This is a genomic window from Pseudomonas sp. CFBP 13719 (assembly GCF_014842095.1).
In the GTDB taxonomy this organism is placed as follows: domain Bacteria; phylum Pseudomonadota; class Gammaproteobacteria; order Pseudomonadales; family Pseudomonadaceae; genus Aquipseudomonas.
Genome location: NZ_JACYVB010000010.1, coordinates 154,208 through 172,027, shown reverse-complemented (window position 1 = coordinate 172,027; position 17,820 = coordinate 154,208). Strand labels below are relative to the sequence as shown.

The following is a 17,820-nucleotide window of genomic DNA, read 5'->3' as shown; positions in this document are numbered from 1 at the left end:
AAAAAGGCTATGCGGATTGCCTGATGCACCGCAGCGCGCCCTTCGCGGCCACGGGCCGCTCCTACGAAGGATTCGACACCCCGTAGGGGCGGTCATCGGCCGCGAAAAAGGCTACGCAGATTTCAGCCGAACACCATGCGGATCATGCCGCGCAGGGTTTTCCTGTTCCAGGCTCGAACCGGAATCATCCCCAGCAGCTCTTTGCTCAGGCCCTTGTCCTTGCGCGCATACTTCAAGAACATCGAATTGAGGAAGCGCCAGCGCACCTGCTCGTACGCCGGGTGCTCGCGGTACACGGCGTAGGTCTTGAGCACGTTCTCGACCATGAAGCGGCCATTCTTGTAGGTGTTGGTCGCATGCTTGCGGTACTGCGCCAGGGGCTCACCCAGCACATCGATGAAGTAGCCCGCGCGAGTCACCGCCAATTCGATATAGACATCTTCCAGGCGAATCTCCGGATCGAACCCCCCTACCTTCTCCAGCGCTTCGCGACGGAACATCAGCGTAGCGGCGGTCGGCCCCGGCTTGCGGTCCATGAACATGTCGTCGAAATCCAGCCGGCGGAACGGCTCGTTGCGCTTGCGCTGTTCACGCTCGCACATCACCTTGCCGGTCGCATCGATGATCTCGGTATTGGCCGAGCAGATGCCCACCTCGGGCTTGCCTTCCATGTACGCCACCTGAGTGGCAATACGATGGGCGAACATCACGTCATCCGACCCGAACGGCACCACCAGGCTGCCCTGGCAACGGGCCACTGACTCGTTCAGCGTCCGCGAAAGCCCCTTGTTCTCCTGCACGCGGAGATCGAAACCATGCTCGGCACTGAGCTTGCGCAACAGCTCGACGCTGCCATCGGTCGAGCCATCGTCCACCACCAGCAACTCGATGTTGGCGTAGGTCTGCGCCAGCACGCTGCCGATCGAGGCCTCGATATACGGCGCATGGTTGTACGAGGCGATGATCACCGACACCAGGGGCTGCTTTCGATTGTCGGAGGTGGACGTGTTCATATTCGTTGCTCTGAAAAAGTGATGCCGTGCCTACGCGAAGGTAGGCACTCTAGGTACGACGAGCGGCCGAGCCAATCGCCAGGGCCATTCGCATTGTAACAATGCATGACCCCAATGACTTTCAGGCCTTGTGCGCAGCGCCAGTCAGCGCGTGACACTTCCAACGACCTCAGCCAGACACAGCTATTGGCTGCCGGTTGCGGGCATAGGCCAGAAATCCCTCGAGGTCGTCGCTACACAGCAGATGGGCAACTGCCTTGACCTCGGCCACGGGCCAGTCCCACCACGCCGAGGCCAGCAGTGCCTGCCTCACGCTTTCTTCGAAACGCCACTTGATGAACCGACACGGGTTGCCGCCCACCACGGCATAGGGCGGTATGTCCTTGGTCACGACCGCGCCGGCTGCAACTACCGCGCCATGGCCAACTGTCACACCGGACAGAATCAACACATTGGCGCACAGCCAGCAGTCGCTGCCGATGATCACGTCGCCTTTGGTAGGCGCTGCGCCCGGCACGTCCTTGACCTCGTCGATGATCAACGGAAACGGAAAGCACGACACCCAATCGGTGCGGTGGCCACCGCCGAGCAGAATCTTCACGCCTTCGGCGATCGAGGTGTAGTTGCCGACCTTCAGCGTGGTGTCGTCACCGAATTCCTGCACGTCGGGAATGCCGTAGGTGCCCACCCCGATTGCATACTGGGGGTAGCGCATGCGGATTCGCTCGGGCCCACGAAACAGCTTCTCGAACTGCCCGAGGTGCTTGCGAACCTTCCTTTTCTTCAACCGGTCCCACCACTTCATCGACGCATTTCCTTACTTACCAATGCAACACCAGACGCTTGAGACGGCGAAACGTGGTGCGGTCCCATAGCTTGAGCGGGATGGAGCGCAGCAGTCGCAGCGCATCCTTCTTGTCTTCCACCACCGCGTATTTCAACGCCTTGTTGACCAGTTTGGCGCGGCCGCGCTCGTAGCCAGGGTGCCCACGATAGGGCTCGATGGCACGCATGTCGGCTTCGAGCAGAGTCTTGTAGCGGCGCGAGAGGTTGTGCGGATGGCGCCGGTAGCGAGTCACGATCACCGGCAGCATGTGGATCTCGACGCCCTGCTCGGCAATGCGCAGGGTGATCTGGAAATCCTGGACCTTGATCGCCGGGTCGTAGAACTTGGCCTTGCGCAGCACGTCCATGCGGTACAACGACACCGGCGCGCCGCAGACCCTCGCATTGGCGAGGATGTCGGCGAAATCCATGCGGCGGATGCGCGTGTGCGTCTGGTCCTTGAGGGCATTGCCCTGGGTGTCCATGTAGGTGATCAATGCACCTACCGCGCCGACTTCCGGATTCTGTTCGAGATAGTCGACACGCACGCGCAGGGAGTGGGCGAGCATGATGTCGTCCAGGTCCGGCGTGGACACGTATTTGCCGCGGGCGTGCTGCAAGCCGAAGTTGAGCGCGGCGCTGACACCCTGGTTGGTTTGCTGCAGCAACTGAAAGTCGTAGGTCGCCTGCAGCGCGGTTAGCATCTCGATGCTGCGGTCACTGGAACCGTCGTCGACGATGATCACTTCGAAATTCGGATAATCCTGGGCGAAGATGCTGGCCACCGCCTCTTCGAGAAACTTTTCAGCGTTGTAGCACGGCGCCACTATCGAGACGAGGGGAAGATCCACCACATCGGCTCGAACGGCAGGTTCGGAAAGTATGTCGGTCATTTTATCGGCAACGACTGGTTCGGGTATGTGCGGCCTGGTATCGGCAGCGCTGCATGATGGGCGATCCGTAGCCGATTGTCGACCAGTGCCTGGAGGCCAAGCGAGATCCTGCGGACCCTCCGTAGGAGCGGTCATCGGCCGCGANAGGAGCGGTCATCGGCCGCGAAAAGGGCGCCGCGGTGGGTCAGGGAGATCGCGGCGGGGCTTTCGCGGCCACGGACCGCTCCTACAGGGGAGCGCGGTCGTCCTGTAGGAGCGGTCATCGGCCGCGAACAGGGCATCGCGGTGGGTCAGGGAGACCGCGGCGCGGCATTCGCGGCCAGAGGCGGCTCCCACAGGAGCGCGGGTTTGCACAAAACAGGGTCAGTCAGCGCTGCCGCGGTGCTGGTGGATGTGCAGCCAATCGACGATCTCACCTTCGGGGGCATAGCCGCTCACGGCTTCCTGCAATATCTCGCGGACCCGATCGAAATCCGTGTCATCCAGTGCCCGCAGCAAAGCGGTCAACTCGCCCTTGAGGGCTTCCCATGACAAATGATCCTCATGGGCACTCATGATCATCGGATGACGGGTGGCCACCACGTTGTTACCAATCAGCAATTCCTCATACAGCTTCTCGCCCGGCCGTAGCCCAGTGAACTCGATGCCGATATCCCCCTGGGGATTCTGCTCGGACCGAATGCTCAAGCCCGACAAATGAATCATCTTCTGCGCCAGATCAATGATCTTCACCGGCTCGCCCATGTCCAGCACGAACACCTCACCGCCGCGCCCCATCGACCCAGCCTGGATGACCAACTGCGCAGCCTCCGGAATGGTCATGAAATAGCGGGTAATGTTCGGATGGGTCACCGTCACCGGTCCCCCCGACTTGATCTGCTTGTGAAACAACGGAATCACCGACCCCGACGACCCCAGCACATTGCCGAAACGTACCATGGTGAAGCGCGTCTTGTTCACCCGCGCCACATTGGCCGGGTCGCCGAACAACACCGGCGCCACTTCACGGCTCAGCGCCTGCAAGGTCATCTCGGCCAGGCGCTTGGTGCTGCCCATCACATTGGTGGGGCGCACCGCCTTGTCGGTGGAGATCAACACAAAGTTGGCCACCCCCGCCTGCAACGCCGCCTGGGCGCAGTTCAGCGTACCCAGCACATTGTTGCGCACACCTTCGGCGATGTTGTGCTCCACCATCGGCACATGCTTGTAGGCCGCCGCGTGGTACACCGTGTCCACCTTCCAGGTGGTCATCACCTCGAGCAGCTTGGCCTGGTCGCGCACCGTGCCCAGGGTCGGCAGCATCTGCACGTGCAACCCTTCACGGGCAGCACGCTGCTCCAGCTCGCCGCTGATGGTGTACAGATTGAATTCGCCATGATCCAGCAGAATCAGCAGCGCCGGCTCAAGGCCGAGAATCTGCCGGCACAGCTCGGAGCCGATCGACCCCCCTGCCCCGGTCACCAGCACCGACTTGCCAGCAATGCAGTGCTCCAGCAGGTCATCCTGCGCCGGCACCGAGTCGCGTCCGAGCAGGTCGGCAATGTCGACTTCCTGAATGTCGTCGACCTTCACTTCACCACTGGCCAGCGCGGTGAAGTTGGGCACGCTGCGCACGTGCAGCGGAAAGCCTTCGAGGAAACTGAGAATCTCGCGGCGCCGCGAGCGCGACGTCGACGGCAGCGCCAGCAGCAGCTCCTCGGCGCCGGTCAGATCGATCATGCGCTGGATGTGCTTGGGCTTGAACACCTGAATACCGGCAATCACCCGGTCGGAAATGCTAGGGTCGTCGTCGATGAACGCCACCGGACGCATCACCCGGCCCATGCGCAGTGCGGCAACCAGCTGGTTGCCTGCAACACCGGCGCCGTACACCGCCACCTTGGTCAAACGGTCGTCACGCCCGGCGAAGGGCACGTTGTGCACGGCGTTGAACCAGTCGCCCATGAAGTATTGGCGCATGGCCAGGCGCAGGCCGCCGATGATGACCAGGCTGATCCACCAGTAATTGAAGATGATCGAGCGCGGCACCACCGTCTGGTGGTTGCTGTACCAATACACCACCACCGCCAGGATCAGCGCCGACAGGCTGACCGCCTTGACGATGGCCACCAGTGCATCGTTGCCGAAGTAGCGCATCACCGCGCGATACATGCCAAAACGAATGAACAGCGGTATGGCCACGAATGGCGCTGCCACGAACAGCCATTCGTGCTCGCGGATCGGGTTGTACATGTCCTCGATGCCCAGGCGCACCAGAAAGGCCATCCACAGGGCGACCCAGACCAGCACGATGTCCGCGACCACTTGCAGCATGCGCTTCTGGCGACGTGGCAAACCCAGCAAGCGTGTACGTATTCTATCCATCAGTATTCGACCCGAATGGCCCCAGACCGTCACGGTCGGTTGTAGCAACTACGTAACCTTAAGTGCGATCAGCCGATTGCACCAGTGCGCGAACGCAATTTCATGCGCGTTCCAATTCCCCCGCATGATAACGAAAAGCCAGCAACAACAAAGGGATGTACGCAATAAAGGTGCCTAGCACGGGGTTCAGACCGAAAACCGTCACGGCAATGGCCCAAGGCAACAGCCAGCCCAGCGTGATCAACGCCGTCGCTACGGTGACCGGCAGATGCCGCCCATAGACCCGCGAGGCGTACTGATAGGCGTGGCTTCGATGAGCCTGATACACCTTGTCGCCGCGCAGCAAACGCCGCAGCAAGGTGAACGTGGCATCGACGATGAACACACCCAAAAGGATCACCCACCCCCAGAAGTAAGCCGGCTCAACCCACGCTGCCTGAACCGACAGCACCGCCAGCACCAGCCCGAGAAAACCGCTGCCCGCATCGCCCATGAAGATCTTCGCCGGCGGCCAGTTCCACAGCAGAAAGCCCGCCACCGCCGCCGCCAGCAAGGCCGGCAGCCACATCAGCTGCGCATGCCCGCTCAACGCATAGATCAAACAGGCCCCGGCGCACACGCAGATGGCCTCGACACTGGCGATACCGTCGATGCCGTCCATGAAGTTGTAGAGGTTGAGCATCCACACCAGGTACAACAGGCCGAATACCCACCACAACGCAGCAAGCCCGTCGACCGCACCGATCACGCCGGGCATGCCGCCCAGGCACAGCAGGGCCCAGGCGGCGGCTGCAAAGTGGCCGAGCAAGCGCCAGCGCGCGGCGATGTGATTGTGGTCATCGAGAAAACCCACCACGGCCACCAGCGTCCCACTGCCGAACAGGGCGAGCCAGACATGGCTTTCGAGCATTCCCCAAAGCGCCAGCCCGCTGATAGCGGCCAGGAACACCAGCACGATCGCCACGCCACCGCCGCGCGGGGTCGGTACCGTGTGGGAACTGCGCGCGTTGGGCACGTCCATCAGGCTGCGCGCCAGCGCATAGCGACGCAAAGCGAAGGTCAGCCCATAGGCAAGCACCAGCACCACCAGCAGCCATACCAGCAGGCTCATCGACGGCGCGCTGCCACGTAGGGCCGCGCCGTGGCGGCCAGCGCATCGGCCATGGAGGTGGGCGGCTGCCAGCCCAGCAACTGGCGATTCTTGTCGATGTCGACTTCCAGGGAGTCGAACAGCCGTTGCGTCACGGCGCCCTGCCCCAGGGCATTCGCCACGCGGCTCATCCACGGCAACGGCACATCGATCAACCGCGGCTGCTTGCCCATCGCCGCAGCCATGGCGCGCACCAGGTTCGCAGTGGACACCGGCTCGCCATCACTGACCAGAAAGGTCTGATTGGACGCAGCCGGATGTTCCAGGCAGGTGCACACCAGGTCCGCCAGATTATCCAGCGCCACCAGGCTGCGACGGTTGTTGGTCTTGCCGAAAGGCAGCGGCACACCGCTGCTCACCAGACGCAGCAGCGTCTGAAAATTCGCGCGCACGCCTGGCCCGTACACCAGCACCGGGCGAATGATCACCACCTCCATCCCGGTGCCTTGCGCCAATGCTCGCAAGCCCACTTCGGCTTCCAGCTTGGAAATGCCGTAGGCATCGCGCGGAGACGGCTCGTCGTCGGCGCGAAACGGCTGGCCTGGCTCGGTGGCCTCGCCATTGACCTTGATCGAGCTGATGAAGACGAAGCGCCGCACTCCGGCCTGCGCGGCCTGGCGGGCAAGGTTCAGCGTGCCTTCGACATTCACCCGGCGAAATTCGGACAAGGGATCGGCATGGGACTCGCGCATCACGTGCACACGCGCAGCGGCGTGCACCACGCTGTCAATGCCGGCCAGCGCGCTGGTCCAGTCGGTGTCGGCGGCCAGCGTGGGCACCACGCAGCCTTCCACCCCAATGGGCAGCTTGGTGTAGGCGCGGCGCACGGCGGCACGGGTGATCGGGCAGCCCAGCCGCACCAGCCGAGCCGCGACGGCGGCACCGACAAAACCCGACGCGCCAGTTACCAAAACAGCTTTCGAGATCATGGGCGAGCACCTTGGTCGAATGGATTAACGCTGCAATACGTCGTGATACAACTGCACATAACTGTCCGCCATCCCCTGCGCGGTGAACACCTGCTGGAAGCGACGCGCCGCAGCGGCGCCCATTCCACTGGCAAGGGCTTCATCGTTCCACAGTGTCTGCATGGCCGCCGCCAGCGCCTGGGGATCGCGCGGCGGAATCACCAATCCGGTTTCACCAGCCCGGTTGATATAGCTCATGCCGCTGCCGATGTCGCACGAGATCATCGGCTTGCCATACATGGCGCCTTCCAGCAGCGAAATGCCGAACGACTCGGAACGCAGGTGCGACGGAAACACGAAGGCGTGGCACAGGGTCAGCAGCGCCGCCTTGTCTTCATCCGGCAAGCCGCCGAGAAAATGCACGTTGCTCACTTCAAGCTGCCGGGCATAGGCCTTGAGCTCAGCTTCCAGATGGCCACCCCCAAGAATCACCACCGGCAAGCCGGTCGCTTTGGCAGCATCGAGCAGGTAGTTCAACCCCTTGTAGTAGCGCAGCGCACCGACGAAGAGAAAGAACTTGCCGGGAAAACGCGCTTGCCAATGCGCCAGGCGCTCGGCAGAAGGCGTGGGGTATGTGGCGGGATCGAGGCCGAACGGAATGACTGACAACTTTTCGGTGAAGCGCTGCAGCACCGGGCTGCTGGCCGCGTAGTCGGGTGAAGAGACGACGATGCGATCCATGGACCCGAGGAAGCGATTCATCAACGGCTGATACAACTTGAGCAGGGTCTTCTGCTTGATGATGTCGGAGTGATAACTGACCACCGACGGCTTGCCTGTGCGGCTGGCAAAATGCACCAGGTCCATGAACGGCCACGGAAAGTGATAGTGAATCAGATCCGCCTGGCTGGCCAACTCCTTGAAATCGCCCAGCGCCGACCAGGAAAACCCGGTCGAGGCCACGTGCAAATCGAGCTTGGCACGGTGGGCCACATGGTGCCCTACCCGTTCGCCACGCGCCGCGCCGCGCTCGCTGAGGTACAACACTTCGGACTGCACACCGCCCGCGGCACATCCCTCTGCCAGCTGAAAGATGACCTGCTCGATACCGCCCATGGAATCAGGGAAGTACGTCTTGAAAAAGTGCAGCACCTTGATCATCGGCTTTCCAACGTGCGGCGATAGGAGGTCAGCGTCTGTGCGGCGCAGCGGTCCCAGGAGAATCCGTCAGCGTGAGCCAGGCCCCGTTGCCGAGCCTCGGCGCGCCATGGGTCATCTTCCAGCGCCTTGGCCATGTGCTGCGCCAGCGTGTGGATATCCATCGCCTCGCACATCAACGCCGCCTCGCCCGCCACTTCCAGCAGAGACGAATTGTTGGCACAGACCACCGGCACGCCCGAACTCATCGACTCCAGCACTGGCAGGCCGAACCCCTCGTACAACGACGGAAAGGCGAACAATCGCGCGCCCGCGAACAGTACCGGCAAGTCCTCGGCCGGCACGAAACCCAGATAGCGCGCCCAGCCCTGGCGCTGCGCCGACTCGATGCGCGCAAAGATCGCCTCGTTCTGCCAGCCTCGGTAGCCGGCCAGAATCAACGGCCAGCGTTGGCGCGTGGCCAGCGGTAGCGTTTCGTAGGCCGTGAGCAGCGTCTCGATGTTCTTGCGCGGCTCGATGGTGCCGGCGAACAGGCTGTAGCCTTCGTGGCTCAACCCGTAGCGCCCGAGCACTTCAGCGGTTTGCGCCGCGCTACGCGGGTGAAACTCGGGCGAACTGGCCAGCGGCACGGTATCGATCCGCTCGAGCGGCCAATCGAAATACTCGGCCAGTTCGCGCCGGGTGAATTCGGAATCAGTGATCAGGCGGTCCGCGCGCTTCAAGGTCAGCCGCAGCTCTTTCTGCAGGTAGCGCGCCAGCTGCGGCGCGTGGCACTGGGACCAGGTAAACGGCGACAGGTCGTGAAAGGTCGCGATGCGCGGCCCCTTGAACGGCGGCAGGTAATAATTGGGGCTGTGATACAGATAATCGCCATGCCCTTTCAGGGCACGCGCCTTGAGCAATGGCATCAGCAGACGATAGGCCTCGATGGCCAGAAAGTTCTTCTGAACTGCCCGCTTGAGGCTGTAGCCGCTGCCGGAAGCGTCCGCCGCACTGGGCAGCGCCGGCAGAAAACTGCGTCCGGCGAAGAACTGCAGGTCAGTTATTTCCGGACTGCTCTGCAGGCGTCGCGCCAGTTCATAGGTATAACGCCCAATGCCCGTCAGCGGAAAGCGCACAGGCTCGACGGAAAGGACGACCTTCATTTATTGGGCAGCCAACATCCATTGCAGGGTGTCGCGTAACGGCGGAGTCTGCCAGTCGCCCACCAGCGAACGCAGGCGGGTGTTGTCACCGCACAGCGTCTTCACTTCGTTGGCGCGCACGAACGCCGGGTTCACTTCCACACGGATGGAATGGCCGGTAATGCTTTCGCACAACTCGATCACTTCACGCAGCGAATGGGTGACACCCGAGCTGACATTGACGGTCTGCCCCAAGGGCTTGTTTTCCAGCAGCCCACGGTAGGCAGCGACCAGCGCACGTACGTCGCTGAAATCGCGCCACACGTCGAGGTTGCCCAGCTCGATCACCTCGGCCTTGCGGCGGAAGTGCGAAACGATCTTGGGCAACAGAAAATTGTCCGCCTGCCCCACCCCGGTGTAGTTGAACGGCCGGGTGACGACAATGGGCAAGCGGTTTTGCCACAAGCTGGCCATGTATTCCATGGCCAGCTTGCTGACGGCGTAATCGTTGGCCGGCGCGGGGGCCGTGCCTTCGTCCAGCATGCCTTCGGATGCATTGCCATACACATTGGCGCTACTGGCCAGCAATACACATTCAGGCGCCTTGCCCGAAGCGGCGACCGCTTCGAGCAGGTTGCGCGTACCGATCAGGTTGACCTGATAGAACGCATCAGCCACGCCATGGCCCACGAACGCCAGTGCGGCGAGGTGAACCACGTAATCGGGCTGCAGCTCTGCCAGCAACGCGCTGAGCCTGGGTGCATCGTTCAGATCGGCCTGGTAGTAGCCTGGCTCCTCCGACGGCTGACTGCCCAGACCGATGACTTCATACCCATGGGCCTGCAACTCGGCGGCCATGTAGCGGCCGGTGAAACCCTGGATACCAGTGATCAATGCGCGTTTGCCGACATTAGCCATCAGAACGAAAACCCTTTCTCGTTGCGGCGCAGGTCAGCCTCGACCATCATCCGGCACAGCTCTTCCAGCGAGGTCTTCGGTTCCCAGCCCAATACGGCCTTGGCCTTGGCCGGGTTGCCGATCAGCAGGTCAACTTCGGTTGGGCGGTAGAACTTCGGATTGACCGAAACCAGCACCTTGCCGGTCTTGGCGCACAGGCCCTGCTCGGATTCAGCTTCGCCCTGCCACTTGATCTCGATGTCCACGGCCTTGAAGGCCATGGTGACGAAGTCACGCACGGTTTCGGTACGGTTGGTGGCCAACACGAAAGTGTCCGGCTCGTCGGCCTGCAGCATGCGCCACATACCTTCGACGTACTCCTTGGCGAAACCCCAGTCACGCTTGGCGTCGATATTGCCCAGCTCCAGGGTTTCCTGCAGGCCCAGCTTGATCTTGGCGACGGTGTCGGTGATCTTGCGGGTCACGAACTCACGACCGCGCAGAGGCGACTCGTGGTTGAACAGGATGCCGCTGGTGGCGAAGATGCCGTACGACTCGCGGTAGTTGATGGTCATCCAGTGGGCGTACAGCTTGGCCACACCGTAGGGGCTACGCGGGTAGAACGGGGTTTCCTCGATCTGAGGAATGGCCTGCACCTTGCCGAACATCTCGGAGGTCGAAGCCTGGTAGAAGCGCGCCTTCGGGTTGACGATGCGGATGGCTTCCAGCAGGTTGACAGCGCCCAGACCGGTGATTTCGGCGGTGGTCAGCGGCTGCTCGAACGAAACACCAACGAAGCTCTGCGCAGCGAGGTTGTAGACCTCGGTGGCTTCGGTGGTCTGCAGCAAACGGATGCTGGCAGAAAGGTCGGTCAGGTCGTACTCGACCAGGTGCAGGTTAGGGTTGTTCTGGATACCCAGCTCTTCGATACGCCAGAAGTTGACGGAGCTGGTGCGGCGGTAGGTGCCGTATACGGTATAGCCCTTTTCCAGCAGCAGTTCCGCCAGGTAGGCGCCATCTTGACCAGTGATACCAGTGACAATAGCTTTCATGCGAATTAACCAACTCCATTTAGTGCCGACAAGGCAGCGAAAGAGAAACCGAACAACGCTTGCGGCCGCGCAAAGCACCGGCGCTCGACTTAACAAAGCGCGGAGTATACATATACCCGCCAGCTCAGCCCAGCCTCCAACACCCGCGCTAGCCGAAGACCACACGCTGCTCGCATCCCGTAGGAGCGGTCCGTGGCCGCGAAAAGAACACCACGGACTGACTGATGTATCGCGGTGTTCCGTTCGCGGCCACAGACCGCTCCTACAGAGTTGTTACATCGGCGATACAGCATCAATCAGGGTTTGGTTTTCACCTTGGCTACATCACCGCCAGGCAAACCTTGTTCCGGCTCGGGGCTGAGCCAGACGTTGACACTGTCGACACTCTCTTGGTTCAACTTGCCACTCCAACGATTCAACATGAACAGGTTGGTAATGAAGTCGTACTGCGATCTCAACAAATCCCTGCGCGCCTTGAACTCGTTCTGCACACTGGTCAACACGTCCACCGCGTTCACCACGCCATAGGCAAACGCCTTCTGCGCCGCCACGCTCGACTGTTGGGCCGAAGACAACGCGTTCTTGTTCGCGCGCATCTTCTCCACACTGGCCTGGGCCGTTAGATAGGCCGTGGTGGTTTCCTTCACTACTTGCCGACGCACACCTTCGAGTTCCTGCTCGGCAGCCAGTTGGTCATCGTACAAACCCCGAACCCGCGCCGAGGTGGAACCGCCGCTGTAGATAGGCACCCTCACCCCCAACGTAGCCACGTAACTGTCGCTGCGAGGCGTCAAGGTATTGTCGTAGCCCACGTCGCTCTGCTGAGCGCTCAGGCTCACACTCAGCTGCGGATAGTGCCCGCCCTTGCCTTCGCGCACCGCCGCATCGGCGGCCTCGGCGCCACTCTGGTAAGCCTTGAGCAAGGGGTTGGCATCCATGGCCTGGGACACAAAATTGGCCAGCGGCACAGTCGGCGCCTGCAGTGCCACGTCGTTGCGCACCCGGCTCAACCGCTCGTCGATCCGCCGACCGACGATCTCGGACAACGCCTCACGACTGACCTGCACCTGGTTGCGCGCATCCACTTCCTGCGCAGCCAGGGCGTCCACCCGCGCCTTCAGGTCGAGCTGATCGGTGATCTTGGCCATCTGCCGCTCGTAGAGCATGTTGATCCGATCCAGGTTCTTCTGCGTAGCCCGCCGCTCGGCCTGCACCAGCTCCAGTTCGTCATCGGCGGCCAACGCGATGAAGTATCGCTTGGCCAGATCCACCGTGGCCTCGGCGTGGGAATCTTCGGCCTGGGCGCCTTTCTGCGCCGTAACGCTCTTGGCCTTCTGCCAACCTTCCCAAGCGGTCTTGTTGTAGAGGTATTGAGTCAGGCTCAGGGAATAGCTCTTGTTGTCATAGATCTCACGCGCGGCGTCGTCCTTGCGCAGAATTCGGTTGAAATTGCTCTGCGCCGACAACTGCGGCAGCAAGCCGCCCAAAGCTTCGCGCTGCTGCTCCGAAGCAGACCGCGCTCGGGCATAGGCTGCCAGCACACGCGGGTCTTCAAGACGCGCCTCACGGTACAGGCCTGCCAGATCCAGTGCGTAGGTCGAAGCCGACACCGGTGGCTTGGGCGGAACATCGTTGGGAACCAGCGGTTCGGCGCCAACGGCTTGCAACGCCAACATGCTCAACATCACACCAGGTAACAAACGCGACACAGTCATTCCTCGATCATCGACGTGGCGAACATGTTCTGAGCGGGCTTGAGCAGATACTCGAGCATGGTGCGGTCACCGGCATTGATCAGCACCTCAGCAGGCATCCCCGGTTGCAACTTCCGATCGCCGAGCTTCTTCATGCCATCGTCGGAAACCTTCACGCGCACCAGGTAGTAGGGCTCACCCGAGCGATCATCTTTCAGGGCATCAGCCGATATACGCGTCACTTCGCCCTCGATCACCGGCGTGGTGGTGCTGTTGAACGCACTGAAACGGATGTCGGCTTTCTTGCCCAGCGAGAGGCGGTCGATATCGTTAGGTGCAACGTGTGCCTCGACGATGAGCTCGGCAGACGCAGGCACGATATCCAGCAGTGGAGTGGCCGCACTGACAACGCCGCCGACCGTGTGCACTTTCATGTCCAGCACCATGCCACTCTCTGGCGCCCGAATGACTACACGAGACAGGCGATCGCTCAATGCGCTCTCTTTTTCTTGCAGGTCGAACACCTGGGCCTGCACGTCCGACAGCTCATTGGCCACGTCCGAACTGAATTTCTTGTTCAACTGCACGATCTGCATTTCCGTTTCACTGATCTGCAGCCGGGTTTTAACGATGGAGGACTGATGGTCGGCCACCTCAGTCTTGAGCATGTCCAGACGGCGCTGCTGTTCCAGCAACCTTTGATTGTCGACGAAACCCTGGGAAAGCAGATCCTTGAGCTGGACAATCTCGCCGCTATAGGACTTCTCGAGGTTCTGCTTCGTCCTGATCATGTCCTGCAGACCCAAGATCTGCTGTTTAAGCTGACTGATACGCTCGCGCTGAACTGAGATTTCGCTCAGCCGCGAATCGTGCCGAGCACTGAACACCTGCTGCTCACCGGCCAACGCTTCCTGAGCCCGCTCTGAATCCGTGCCCGTCAGAACCACGGGAGGGATGGCTTGCAGGCCGTCGCGCTCTGCACGCAGGCGCGCTTCCTTGTAGCGAGCCACGATCAACTGATTGCGGGTCGATTCGTACTCGCTGCTCAACTGTCCTTCGTCGAGCACGATCAGCGGATCACCCTGCTTGACCATGTCACCGTCGCGGGCGAGCAGCTCCTTGACGATGCCGCCCTCCAGATGCTGAACGGTCTTACGATAGCTCTGCACCGTAACGCTGCCCGTGCCGTGTACCGAGTTTCCCAACGGTGCTACCGCAGCCCATGTACCGAAGATGCCAAAGGTGACAAACACGATAGTCATGCCAATGCGCCTGATGCCGCGATCGGACGTGGGCATGTCATCGAAGTTGTGATCGAACGTCGTAATAGCCTTGCTGGTCACTGATGAATTCCTTTCAAGCGCCGTTAGGTGCGGAAGCAGCGGGCGCCTGCGCGCCTGGGCCTGCAGGAGGTGACGGCGGATTATGCGCAGCGGGCGCTGTCGCACCGTTCGTGCCTGGGCCTGGGCCTGGGCCGGGCTGGGCAACACGAGCCTGACCTTTTGCCTGTTGAGCTGCGAGCTCGGCAATGACCTTGTCACGCTCGCCATAGAGAGAAATCGTCCCGTTGGACATCACCAATATGCGGTCGAGCCGCGAAAGGATATTGGGTCGATGGGAGACGATGAAGACGGTGGCGCCTGTCTCCTTGATCTTCTGCAATGCAACGCTCAGTGCGCGCTCACCCACCTCGTCGAGGTTGGAGTTAGGCTCATCGAGCACGATAAGGCGCGGATTGCCGTAGATGGCACGGGCCAGACCAATTCGCTGACGCTGACCGCCCGAAAGGTTGATGCCATCGCTACCGATTAAAGTGTCATACCCATCGGGGAGCATCAGCACCATTTCGTGGACGCCAGCTGTCTGTGCAGCCTGTACCACCTTTTCGGGGATGATCTTTTCGAAACGGGAGATGTTGTCGCTGATGGTGCCCTCGAAAAGCTCGATGTCCTGAGGCAGATAACCCACATAGGGCCCAAGCTCGTGCTTGTCCCAACTGCTGATATCAGCACCATCGAGTCGAACGACACCGTGCTGCGTGGGCCAGATGCCCATCAAGGCGCGCACCAATGTCGACTTGCCCGCCGCGCTCGGCCCGACGATGCCGACGATCGATCCGGCAGGTGCAACGAAGCTGATATTGCGGATCACCGGAGCCTTGGCTCCCGGGGGCGCTACAACCAGATTCTCGACCTGAATGTGCCCTTGCGGCGCTGGAAGCGGCATGCGCTCGGGCTCTGCATTGAGTTTGTTCAGTACTTCGCTGAGACGGCCGTATTGAACCTTCGCAGCAATGAACCCTTTCCAACTGCCGATCATCTGGTCGATGGGTGACAGCGCGCGGCCCAGCAGCAGGGAGCCTGCCATCATCAGGCCCGGTGTCACCTGATGAGTGATCACCAGATAGGCACCGATGCCAAGCATGATCGACGAAGCCCAGTTACGGAACGTCTTTGAAATCGAGGTAATGGTCCCGCCCTTGTCACTCGCTTCGGATTGCAGCATCAGTACCTTGCGCTGACGAACCGCCCATCTGTTCATGAGGGTTTCAAGCATCCCCATGGACTCGATGACTTCCGCATTACGCAATGTCTTGTTGGTGGTGACGTTGGAGCTGACGCTTTCCTTGTTGGCGGCGGCAAGGGTGTTCGCCGTGTAGCGGTGATTGACAAACGCCAGCACGACCAGAACCAGACCTGACGCTACGGTCATCCAGCCGAACCACGGATGAAAGAGGAACATCACGGCGGTGTAGATCGGAAACCAGGGAGCATCGAAGAAGGCAAACAGTCCGGGGCCGGTCAGAAACTGCCGCAGCGAGGTCAGGTCATTCAACGACTGGGCAGTGGCATCCATCCCCCCGCTATTCAGTGCGCGTTTGAAGCTGGCTCGGTACACATCCCGACTCAGGAGCACGTCGAGCCGGTTGCTGATGCGTACCATGATTCTTGATCGTACCCATTCGAGCGCGCCCATGGTGATCATGAGCACGGTAAGAATCAGGGTCAGCATGACCAACGTAGATATACTGTTGGCGGGTACAACCCTACCAGATATCTGGATCATGTAGAAAGTTGGTACCAGCATCAATGCATTGACAAAAAAGCTGAAAAGACCTACCGAGAGAAAGCTGGTCTTACAAGCCTTTAAAGCCGACTGCAGATTATTCTCGTGTGACCGACTCATAGTATCCATACTGAAAAAATGGCGAAAAACGACGCGTAGTGTACCACTCGCTTTCGTCCGATAGGGGATTCTGCCGCGACCACCATTCTGCTGCCAGTAGGTGCGGGTCAAAACATGGGCAGCATATGGAACCGGACGATGCAGCAGTGCGGTTTTTTCATTAATTTTTCATTCGGTTTGCCTATGAAACTACGGGCTCCCGACGGATCGCCTCGTGCACCGAACCTGAATGCAAATCTAAGATGATGCCATCAATCCGATCCGTTTCTAACTGTCAAGTGGAAGATTCTCATCAGGACGGAAGCAATAGCCTAGTGCCATCAATACTGTGACTGAAATTTGTCGTAATTAAATATTACAAATTCTTAGTTATCGTAAATCCATGATTTCGTTTGCTTTTTCAAATAGATTTAGTGAGCTCCAAAAGTGGCCACATGGCTATTCACAAATCACTCGCCCCAAGCTCCTGCCTCCGCCGATCCCTTTAAGGCCGGGTTGATCGGGAATGTAAGATTTTTTTCACTCGACGATTGACAACCTCCCCCCTCTGGCTCAATCATTCTCGCTCGAAGGGAAGCCGCCACTGGCCACGTTATTGTTTCGGGATTGTCATTTCTCAATAGCACAGTGTGTTCAAGCCAACAGGAAATCGGAATTTCATGTCACTGCCTTCGCATGCACTAGATGGATTGAAAATCAGCTCGCGGGTCACCCTGCTAGAGCCTGGAATGTACATCTTTCGTTATGCTTCGCAGCCGCCCGCAGACAAGCCCGTTTGCATCGCATTACAACAGGCGCCTTTAGGCAAAGGGTCCATCGACTTCTTCCCGGCTGAAGGTGTAAGCAAGAACATGCTTACACATTTGGGCGACACCATAGTTGCCCGTGTTAAAAGTGGTGTAGCCACTGTTCTGATCACCGAATATCACATGTTCGATGCTGAAATTGATCCGATAGATCTGCGCATCGACCGTATAGACACCTCTCCTGCCATCATGCGCAATTTCTCTGTCGTTGCGACCCCAGAGCCCAGCCCGGCATTCGCGGCAACGGCCTTCCCTGCCACGCTCAAGCTTATTGCGCACCTTCAGGGCGCAGGTGATGTCGAATCCACCAAAGGGTGGGTGGGCGAGCATGACGGCACGAAACGCCTGGAAGGTTTTTGCCTCATCTGGGAAAACAAGCCAGAAGGCGTGGATCTCGTCTACACCTCAACAGTCGCCGGTTCGGGCCCAAGTCCCAATGTGGCTGCTGGCACCTTCACCGGGACACGTGGCAAAGCCTCTCCGCTGATTTCGGCAGGCTTCAGCCTGGTCGGTCCCAATCGCTGCCTCTACGAATTGTCTGGCCACATCGTGTTCTCCGGCTCCTCGCCGCAATTCGTCGTGGCCAACCAGATGATGTATGGCCCCACAGGCACCGAGCCTCTGGTGGCGCTGCATCTCTCCATAGATCCCGTCACGAAGATGAACGCTCCCCGCAATAAGTCTCCGTGGGAAAACTCTGCATTGAAGCAGAAAATCAGCAGCACGGGCCAGATGGCCTGAAGTAACAGG

At 60.3% G+C, this 17,820-nt stretch carries 14 protein-coding genes; 1 reads left to right on the top strand and 13 read right to left on the bottom strand.

The window, feature by feature from the left end; translation table 11 throughout:
* Window positions 1–122: 122 nt before the first annotated feature.
* From IFT57_RS24050 to IFT57_RS23990, 13 genes are all read right to left on the bottom strand, one after another.
* Window positions 123–1,013, bottom strand: coding sequence for a glycosyltransferase (locus tag IFT57_RS24050; protein WP_192152911.1), 891 nt, complete (start codon window positions 1,011–1,013; stop codon window positions 123–125).
* Between the two features lie 169 nt (window positions 1,014–1,182).
* Window positions 1,183–1,818, bottom strand: a complete 636-nt coding sequence (locus tag IFT57_RS24045) for a CatB-related O-acetyltransferase (protein WP_192152910.1) — start codon at window positions 1,816–1,818, stop codon at window positions 1,183–1,185.
* A gap of 16 nt (window positions 1,819–1,834) precedes the next feature.
* Window positions 1,835–2,731, bottom strand: coding sequence for a glycosyltransferase family 2 protein (locus tag IFT57_RS24040; RefSeq protein WP_122795722.1), 897 nt, complete (start codon window positions 2,729–2,731; stop codon window positions 1,835–1,837).
* A 363-nt stretch (window positions 2,732–3,094) separates the two neighbouring features.
* Window positions 3,095–5,095 (bottom strand): polysaccharide biosynthesis protein, encoded by a 2,001-nt coding sequence (locus tag IFT57_RS24035; RefSeq protein WP_192152909.1) that lies wholly within the window; start codon window positions 5,093–5,095, stop codon window positions 3,095–3,097.
* Window positions 5,096–5,195: 100 nt separating this feature from the next.
* Window positions 5,196–6,206 (bottom strand): MraY family glycosyltransferase, encoded by a 1,011-nt coding sequence (locus tag IFT57_RS24030; protein ID WP_192152908.1) that lies wholly within the window; start codon window positions 6,204–6,206, stop codon window positions 5,196–5,198.
* Window positions 6,203–7,174 carry a UDP-glucose 4-epimerase family protein gene (locus tag IFT57_RS24025; RefSeq protein ID WP_192152907.1) on the bottom strand — a complete coding sequence of 324 codons (972 nt, stop codon included), beginning with the start codon at window positions 7,172–7,174 and terminating at the stop codon, window positions 6,203–6,205. The genes IFT57_RS24030 and IFT57_RS24025 overlap by 4 nt, the downstream gene beginning before the upstream one ends.
* A gap of 24 nt (window positions 7,175–7,198) precedes the next feature.
* The gene (locus tag IFT57_RS24020) at window positions 7,199–8,314 is read right to left on the bottom strand and encodes a glycosyltransferase family 4 protein (RefSeq protein WP_192152906.1); all 1,116 of its coding nucleotides are present in this window, start codon (window positions 8,312–8,314) and stop codon (window positions 7,199–7,201) included.
* Window positions 8,311–9,456, bottom strand: coding sequence for a glycosyltransferase family 4 protein (locus IFT57_RS24015; RefSeq protein ID WP_192152905.1), 1,146 nt, complete (start codon window positions 9,454–9,456; stop codon window positions 8,311–8,313). The genes IFT57_RS24020 and IFT57_RS24015 overlap by 4 nt, the downstream gene beginning before the upstream one ends.
* Entirely contained in the window at window positions 9,457–10,353 is an 897-nt protein-coding gene (locus IFT57_RS24010; protein ID WP_122795717.1) for a GDP-mannose 4,6-dehydratase, read from the bottom strand. It lies immediately after the preceding gene.
* Complete coding sequence (gmd, locus tag IFT57_RS24005) at window positions 10,353–11,384, bottom strand: GDP-mannose 4,6-dehydratase (protein ID WP_122714154.1); 1,032 nt, start codon at window positions 11,382–11,384, stop codon at window positions 10,353–10,355. The genes IFT57_RS24010 and gmd overlap by 1 nt, the downstream gene beginning before the upstream one ends.
* A 296-nt stretch (window positions 11,385–11,680) precedes the next feature.
* Window positions 11,681–13,099, bottom strand: coding sequence for a TolC family outer membrane protein (locus tag IFT57_RS24000; protein WP_192152904.1), 1,419 nt, complete (start codon window positions 13,097–13,099; stop codon window positions 11,681–11,683).
* Window positions 13,096–14,376 carry an HlyD family type I secretion periplasmic adaptor subunit gene (locus IFT57_RS23995; protein ID WP_199869103.1) on the bottom strand — a complete coding sequence of 427 codons (1,281 nt, stop codon included), beginning with the start codon at window positions 14,374–14,376 and terminating at the stop codon, window positions 13,096–13,098. Before IFT57_RS23995 ends, IFT57_RS24000 begins: the two co-directional genes overlap by 4 nt.
* Before the next feature lie 58 nt (window positions 14,377–14,434).
* Window positions 14,435–16,264, bottom strand: coding sequence for a type I secretion system permease/ATPase (locus IFT57_RS23990; RefSeq protein ID WP_192152924.1), 1,830 nt, complete (start codon window positions 16,262–16,264; stop codon window positions 14,435–14,437).
* Window positions 16,265–16,992: 728 nt separating this feature from the next.
* On the opposite strand from IFT57_RS23990, the gene IFT57_RS23985 reads away from it, so the two are divergent.
* Window positions 16,993–17,811 carry a hypothetical protein gene (locus tag IFT57_RS23985; RefSeq protein WP_192152923.1) on the top strand — a complete coding sequence of 273 codons (819 nt, stop codon included), beginning with the start codon at window positions 16,993–16,995 and terminating at the stop codon, window positions 17,809–17,811.
* The last annotated feature ends 9 nt before the right edge of the window (window positions 17,812–17,820 follow it).